The organism is Thiobacillus sp. (assembly GCF_024708915.1).
In genome coordinates this window covers 1-6,896 of the sequence record NZ_JANJXQ010000074.1, presented here as the reverse complement: position 1 = coordinate 6,896, position 6,896 = coordinate 1, and the positions used below count along the sequence as shown (strand labels likewise).

At 66.1% G+C, this 6,896-nt stretch carries 7 protein-coding genes; 3 read left to right on the top strand and 4 right to left on the bottom strand.

Going from position 1 to position 6,896, the window contains the following annotated elements; translation table 11 throughout:
* A partial coding sequence (locus Q0L94_RS05905) for a BPSS1780 family membrane protein (RefSeq protein ID WP_296751172.1) occupies positions 1-762 on the top strand: 762 nt, incomplete at its 5' end.
* Here the strand turns inward: Q0L94_RS05905 and Q0L94_RS05900 are convergent.
* Positions 738-2,981, bottom strand: a complete 2,244-nt coding sequence (locus tag Q0L94_RS05900; RefSeq protein ID WP_296751169.1) for a UvrD-helicase domain-containing protein — start codon at positions 2,979-2,981, stop codon at positions 738-740. The genes Q0L94_RS05905 and Q0L94_RS05900 overlap by 25 nt on opposite strands.
* Before the next feature lie 47 nt (positions 2,982-3,028).
* On the opposite strand from Q0L94_RS05900, the gene Q0L94_RS05895 reads away from it, so the two are divergent.
* Positions 3,029-3,280 carry a MoaD/ThiS family protein gene (locus Q0L94_RS05895; RefSeq protein ID WP_296751166.1) on the top strand — a complete coding sequence of 84 codons (252 nt, stop codon included), beginning with the start codon at positions 3,029-3,031 and terminating at the stop codon, positions 3,278-3,280.
* Positions 3,281-3,430: 150 nt separating this feature from the next.
* Positions 3,431-4,969, top strand: a complete 1,539-nt coding sequence (locus Q0L94_RS05890) for an alkaline phosphatase PhoX (protein ID WP_296751164.1) — start codon at positions 3,431-3,433, stop codon at positions 4,967-4,969.
* A gap of 78 nt (positions 4,970-5,047) precedes the next feature.
* Here the strand turns inward: Q0L94_RS05890 and Q0L94_RS05885 are convergent, their stop codons facing one another.
* The 3 genes from Q0L94_RS05885 to Q0L94_RS05875 all read right to left on the bottom strand — a co-directional run.
* The gene (locus Q0L94_RS05885; RefSeq protein WP_296751162.1) at positions 5,048-5,932 is read right to left on the bottom strand and encodes a phosphoribulokinase; all 885 of its coding nucleotides are present in this window, start codon (positions 5,930-5,932) and stop codon (positions 5,048-5,050) included.
* 143 nt (positions 5,933-6,075) lie between these two features.
* Positions 6,076-6,672, bottom strand: a complete 597-nt coding sequence (locus Q0L94_RS05880) for a hypothetical protein (RefSeq protein WP_296751159.1) — start codon at positions 6,670-6,672, stop codon at positions 6,076-6,078.
* 5 nt (positions 6,673-6,677) lie between these two features.
* The coding region (locus Q0L94_RS05875) for a phosphoribosylglycinamide synthetase C domain-containing protein (protein WP_296751156.1) at positions 6,678-6,896 on the bottom strand (219 nt) is incomplete at its 5' end.

Here is a 6,896-nt window from a genome sequence, read left to right as displayed (position 1 = left end):
AGTCAAGAGATTCCGCGCAAGGTCGGCGCGAGCCAGGGCCTGCAGTGGGTGGTCGAGGGGTTTCGCCTGTATCGGCGGAACCCGCTGCTGCTGTCCGCCGCGTTCGGCGTGCTGTTCGGCGTGGTGATGGCGCTCGGCCTGATTCCGCTGGTGGGCAGCTCGCTCTCCGAACTCGCCTCGCCGCTGATGGTGGCCGGCTTCATGGCGGCCTACCGCGCGCTCGACAGTGGCCAGGAGCTCGAATTGCCGCACTTTCTCGCGGGCGTGAAGGGGCCGGCGATTCCCCTCATGACGGTCGGCGCCGTGCAGCTGCTCGGCACGCTGGTGATCGGCCAGGTGATGGTCGGCATGGGCTTCGATCCGCAGGCCTTCATGAAGGCGGCGCAATCGCAAAAGGATCCGGCGGAAATGCAGGCAACCCTGAATCAGGTGATGCCGGCGATGCTCACCGGGCTGCTGCTGTTCATTCCGCTGATCATGGCGACCTGGTTCGCGCCCGCGCTGATCCTGTTCGGCGGCGCCCGCCCGGCCGCCGCGCTGGGGGTGAGCCTCAAGGCGGTCGCCAAGAACTGGGCAGCTTGGTTGGTCACTATTTTTACGCTAGCCCTATTGTTGTTCTTTGCCGCGCTGGTGCCGCTGATGCTCGGCCTGCTGGTTGCGATGCCGGTGCTGTTCGGTGCGCAGTACGCGTCGTATCAGGCGATTTTCGCGGTGTGGGCCGATGAATCCGAACCGGCTCAGGCCGGCGACAGCTTGGCGTAAGCCAGCGCCAGCCACTTGGTGCCGGCGTCGCGGAATTTCACCTGGACGCGTGCGTCGCTGCCGCGCCCCTCGAAGTCGATGATGATGCCGGTGCCGAACTTGGCGTGGGCGACGCTCTGCCCGACCTTGAAGCCGGTGTCGGCACCGGCCTGCGGGCTGCGCGCCGCCGGTGCGCCGAGCTTGCCTGACGTGTAGGCCGGCTCGCTGCGACGGTTGAGGTGCAGCAGCACCTGCTCCGGCAGTTCGGCGAGGAAACGCGACGGGATGCCGTAGCGGATCTGGCCGTGCAGCATGCGCGACTGCGCGTGCGACAGGTAGAGGCGGCGCCGCGCGCGGGTGATCGCGACGTACATCAGTCGCCTCTCCTCTTCCAGTCCGCTTTCCTCGTGCACGCTCTGCTCGTGCGGGAACAGTCCTTCCTCCAGGCCGGTGATGAAGACGGCGTGGAATTCCAGCCCCTTGGCGGCATGCACCGTCATCAGCTGCAGCGCGTCGAGGCCGGCGCCGGCCTGGTGCTCGCCGGCCTCGAGCGCGGCATGGGCGAGAAAACGATCCAGCTCGGACTGGGGCGTTTCGGTGGAGACTGACGCCTCAGGCGTCACGTCGGAGCCAAAGCGGCCGAGATCGGACCGGCTTGCGTCGGGGGCCGATCCCTCGGGTGCGGCGCCGGAACCCAATGCATCCACGGAACCCGATTCTTCAGCGAACAGCGCCGCCGCATTGACGAGCTCGTTGAGGTTTTCCAGCCGGTCGGCGCCATCCTTGTCGGCGCTGTAGTAATCCGCGAGACCGCTGGTCTCGACGACGTGGTCGATCGTCTCCGCGAGCGTGAGGCCGGCGATGGCGGCCTTCATCTCCTCGACCCGTTTCGCGAAGCCGGCGACCTTGCCACCGCTCGTACAGGCGGCCTGCCATAGGCTGCTGCCCGACCGCGCCGCGTTGTCGGCGAGCTGCTCGAGGGTGCGCGCACCGATGCCGCGCGCGGGGAAGTTGACCACGCGCAGGAAGGCGCCGTCGTCCTCGGGATGGGTCAAGAGGCGCAGGTAGGCGAGCGCGTGCTTGATCTCCTGGCGCTCGAAGAAGCGCAGGCCGCCGTACACCCGGTACGGCACACCGGCCGAGAACAGCGCGTGCTCGAGCACCCGCGACTGCGCGTTGGAGCGGTACAAGAGCGCCATGTCGGACAGCGCCACGCCCTCGCGGTTGAGCGCGCGCACCTCGTCGACGACGAAGCTCGCCTCGTCCTGGTCGGAATAGGCTTCGAACACGCGGATCGGCTCGCCGTCGCCCTTCGCCGTCCACAGGTTCTTGCCGAGGCGGTGCGCGTTCTGCGCGATCAGCGTGTTGGCGGCGGTGAGGATGTGGCCGTGACTGCGGTAGTTCTGCTCCAGCTTGATCACGTTGCCGTGCGCGAACTCGCGCTCGAACTCCGCCATGTTGGCAGTGTTGGCGCCGCGGAAGGCGTAGATCGACTGGTCGTCGTCGCCGACCGCGAACAGCGCGGTGTGCGGCCCGGCGAACAGCTTCAGCCAGCGGTACTGCAAGGTGTTGGTGTCCTGGAACTCGTCGATCAGGATGTGCTTGAAGCGGTCGCGGTAATGCTCGCGCAGCGGCTCGTTGCGATACAGCAGTTCGTAGGAACGCAGCAGCAGCTCGGGGAAGTCCGCCACCCCTTCGCGCTGACACTGCGCATCGTAGGCCTCGTACAGTTCGGCCAGCCGCATCGAGTATTCGTCGTGGGCCTCGGCGTCGCGCGCGCGCCGGCCGGCTTCCTTGTGGCCATTGATGAACCACTGCACCTTCTTCGGCTCGTATTTCTCGGTGTCGACGTTCATCGCCTTCATCAGCCGCTTGATTGCAGACAGTTGATCCGAGCTGTCGAGGATCTGGAACGACTGCGGCAGGCCGGCTTCGCGGTAATGGATCCGCAACAGCCGGTTGGCCAGGCCATGAAAGGTGCCGACCCACATGCCGCGCGTGTTGATCGGCAGCATCGCCGAAATCCGCGTCAGCATTTCCTTCGCCGCCTTGTTGGTGAAAGTCACCGCCAGCACCCCGTGCGGCGACACCTGGCCGCTCTGGATCAGCCACACCATGCGGGTGGTCAGCACGCGCGTCTTGCCAGAGCCGGCGCCCGCCAGAATCAGCGCGGACTCGTGCGGCAACGTCACCGCAGCGCGCTGTTCGGGGTTGAGGTTTTCCAGCAGAGAGGCAGACATACGGGGGTAAAATCGGGCGGTCAATGACGAATTATAAAGGCCCCACCATGGTGAAAATCCTGTTTTTCGGCGACCTCGTCGAAACCCTCGGCATGGCCTCCGACGAAATCGTCCTGCCTGCGGATGTCACCGACGTCGAGCGGCTGCTGTTCGTGCTGTCCAGGCGCGGCGAGAGGTGGAAGAAGATGCTGCTCGGCAATCCCAAGCTCAACGTCACCATCAACAGGCAGTTCGCCGAGAAATCGTCGGCGATCAAGGATGGCGACGAGATCGCGCTGGTCGGCTTCGCGGTGGCTTAGTAGGGCCTGTTAACGCTATTTTCGCGCCTACGGCGCGGCGAGCGTTCATGCTTCCTTCATCCTGGTGTCATCTCGCTACGCGACATTGCGCGCGTCGGATACCCGCTACCCGGCGCCAGCCAACCCCCGCAACATCAGGAGAGGAAACCCATGCTCAGGCTCAGTCCCGTCGCCCTCGGCGTCAGCCTCGCACTCGCCGCCGCCGCCGTCCACGCGCAAAGCACCACCGGTCCGCAAAGCGCGCAGACCCCCTATATCGTCCCCACCGCTCCCGGCTGGGAAGTCGTCTCGCTGATCAGCGTCGGCGATTCCGCCAGGAACGTCGACTACCGCATGGTCGGCATTCCCGACGGCATGGGTGCGCTGCCGGGCAAGTTCGCCGGGAACGGTGGCTATGTCGCCGACAAGGCCTTCATGACCTTCTTTGTTAGCCACGAACTGGGCGCCACGCAAGGCATCCCGCGTGCCCACGGCGCGACCGGCGCCTTCGTGTCGCAGTGGACTCTGCACCTGGACAGTAGGCAGATCGTGCAGGGCGAGGATCTCATCACCCGGGTCATGGGCTGGGACAAGCTCAACAAGCAGTTCGTCGACGCTACCGGCGCGACCCGGTTCGGCCGCTTCTGCTCCGCCGACCTGCCCGCCAGGGCCGCCTTCTTCAACCCGGCGACCGGCCGCGGCTTTGACGGCCGCATCTACATGAAAGGTGAGGAAGCCGGCGCCGAAGGCCGCGCCTACGCCACCGTCGTCACCGGCGACGAGAAGGGCACGACCTACCCGTTGCCCTACCTCGGCCGCTTCTCATATGAGAACGCGCTCGCCCACCCGAACGCTGGCGACAAGACCCTGGTGGTCGGCCTCGACGATTCCAGTCCCGGTCAGGCCTATCTCTACGTCGGCGACAAGCAAACTTCGGGCAATCCGGTCGAGCAGGCCGGCCTCATGTACGGCAAGCTCTACGGCGTGCGCGTCAACAACGGCGGCGCCAACTACACCAACGGCCTGGTCAAACTGGAGACCGGCGCGATCAACGGCAGCTTCGAGCTGGTCGAGCTGTCCGACGTCGCCGCGCTCGACAGCGGCGCGCAGTTGCAGACCCGGTCGACGGCACGCGACGTCACCGAGTTCGCCCGCCCCGAGGATGGCCACTGGGATACCCGGAATCCCAAGGTGTTCTACTGGGTGACCACCGGCCGCACCGGTGCGACCGCCCGCCTCTACAAGTTCACCTTCGACTCGATCGCCAAGCCGACGGGCGGCACGATCGAGATGGTGCTCGATTCGGCCAGCCTCGTCGGCACCGACGGCCAGACCGCGCGTTCCTTCGACAACATGGTGGTCGACGGTGACGGCGACATCCTCATCCAGGAAGACCCGGGCGGCAGCGACTACATCGCTAAAATCTGGAAATTCAATCCGGTCACCGGCGTGGCGGTGCAGATATTCGAGAGCGACCGCAAGCGCTTCCTGCCGGGCGCGCCGGACTTCCTCACCCGCGACGAGGAAAACTCGGGCGTGATCGACGTCACCGACATCGTCGCCAACGCCACCTGGTACGAAGCGGGCCGCCGCTACTATCTCACCAACACCCAGGCGCACTACAGCAAGCCAGGCGAACGGGTGCAGGGCGGCCAGGTGCAGATGATCGTCTCGCCCAGGGTTGGCGGCGCCAGCAAAGGCAAGAAATAATCATCGCCTGCGCCCGCTGGAGGCGGATGTGAAAAAGGGCGACCCGCGGGTCGCCCTTCTCGTTGGTGAAGCCGGGTTTTACTTGCCCTTGCCGGCGATCATGTCCTGGATGATGGGGGCCAGGATCAGCTCCATGGCGAAGCCCATCTTGGCGCCCGGCACCACGAGGGTGTTGCGGCGCGACATGAAGGAATTCGGGATCATGTTCAGCAGGTAGGGAAAATCGACACCCTTGGGTTCGCGGAAGCGGATCACGATGAAGCTTTCGTCCGGCGTCGGAATGTCGCGGGTGATGAAGGGGTTGGAGGTGTCGACGGTGGACACGCGCTGGAAGTTGATGTCGGTGCGCGAGAACTGCGGGGTGATGTAGTTCACGTAGTCCGGCATGCGGCGCAGGATGGTGTCGACGATGGCCTCGGCGGAGTAGCCGCGCTGGGCGTTGTCGCGGAAGATCTTCTGGATCCATTCCAGGTTGACGATGGGCACCACGCCGATCAGCAGGTCGGTCTGTGCGGCCACGTCCACCTTGCCGTCCACCACGCCGCCGTGCAGCCCTTCGTAGAACAGCAGGTCGGTCTTGTCGCTGATGGTTTCCCACGGCGTGAACTCACCGGCCTTGTAGCTGGCGTTCAGGCGGGCGTTGTGCTCGACGGCCTCGGCATCGCTGTGGATGTAGTAGCGGCGCTTGCACTTGCCGGTGCGGCTGTAGGTGGCGAAGGTCTCGGCCAGCAGGTCGAAGTGGTTGGCGTCGGGGCCGAAGTGGGACAGGTTCTTGCCCTTCTTGGCGAACTCTTCCAGGGCCTTCTTCATGGAGGCGCGGTCGTAGCGGTGGAACGAATCGCCTTCCACCACCAGCGGCTTGATGCTTTCGCGGTGGAAGATGTGTTCGAAGGCGTTCTTGACCGTGGTCGTGCCGGCACCGGAGGAACCGGTGACCGCGATCACTGGATGCTTCTCGGACATTTCATGTGCTCCTTAAAAGAAATAAAAATAAATCTATTGGTTTTGTATTCGTTGAATTCGTTGCCGCTGTTTGGGCGAATGCGCGCGCAGAGGTCTGGGCATGATACGCAAATCCAGGGGGTAAAGGCCAGACACCCGGCCGCTCAGGGCTGGAATACGGTGTGCCGGCCGCGGTCTGCCAACAGCCGCTCCACCCGCTCGCGCCAGGCGGTGCGGAAGCGCTGGGTGGTGGTGGCGTCGGCCTGGCCGCCGAGTACCGCCTGCATGTCGGCCATCATGCCCGGCGCCGGCGGGATGCTGGAGGGGTCATAGGTCAGGGTGATCTGCCGGCCGCTGTCCCGGCGCTCGAAGGTGCAGCGCAGGGGGCCGCTGGCGCCGTCCGGGGCGAACTGCAGCAGCTGGTGCCGCACCTGCTGGCCGGCGAGGCCATGGAAACCGTTCTCCGCGGCGGCGCCGGTGAGCAGGGTCAGCACCTGGCTCAGCGGCCCGGTGGCGCCCTGGTCGACGGCGGCGTGGACGGTGACGCGCAGGCCGCCGCGCTGCGGCATCTCGTCGCCGTACAGCCGTTCCACCGCGCCCAGCACCAGCAGGAAGCCGCCGGCCACGGTGGGGCAGGCGTGGCCGGCCAGCTTCACCGCATCGTCGAAGCTGTAGACGTAGCGCCCGTCCCCCGCGCCCAGCATCTCGCCCAGCGGGTCGTGGAAGGTCAGCGTCGGGCTGGCGGGGAACATGGCGGCCATGGGGCTCAGCCCTCTTCGCGCTGGATGGCGCGCCAGGCGATGTCCTGGCGGTAGAACAGGCCGTCCCAGCTGATCTTGCCGGCCAGGGCGTAGGCGCGCGCCTGGGCCTCGCCCACGCTGTCGCCCAGCGCGGTGGCGCACAGCACGCGGCCACCGGCGGTGACCACCCGGCCATCCTTCACGGCGGTGCCGGCGTGGAACACCTTGGCGTCGTGGGCCACCGC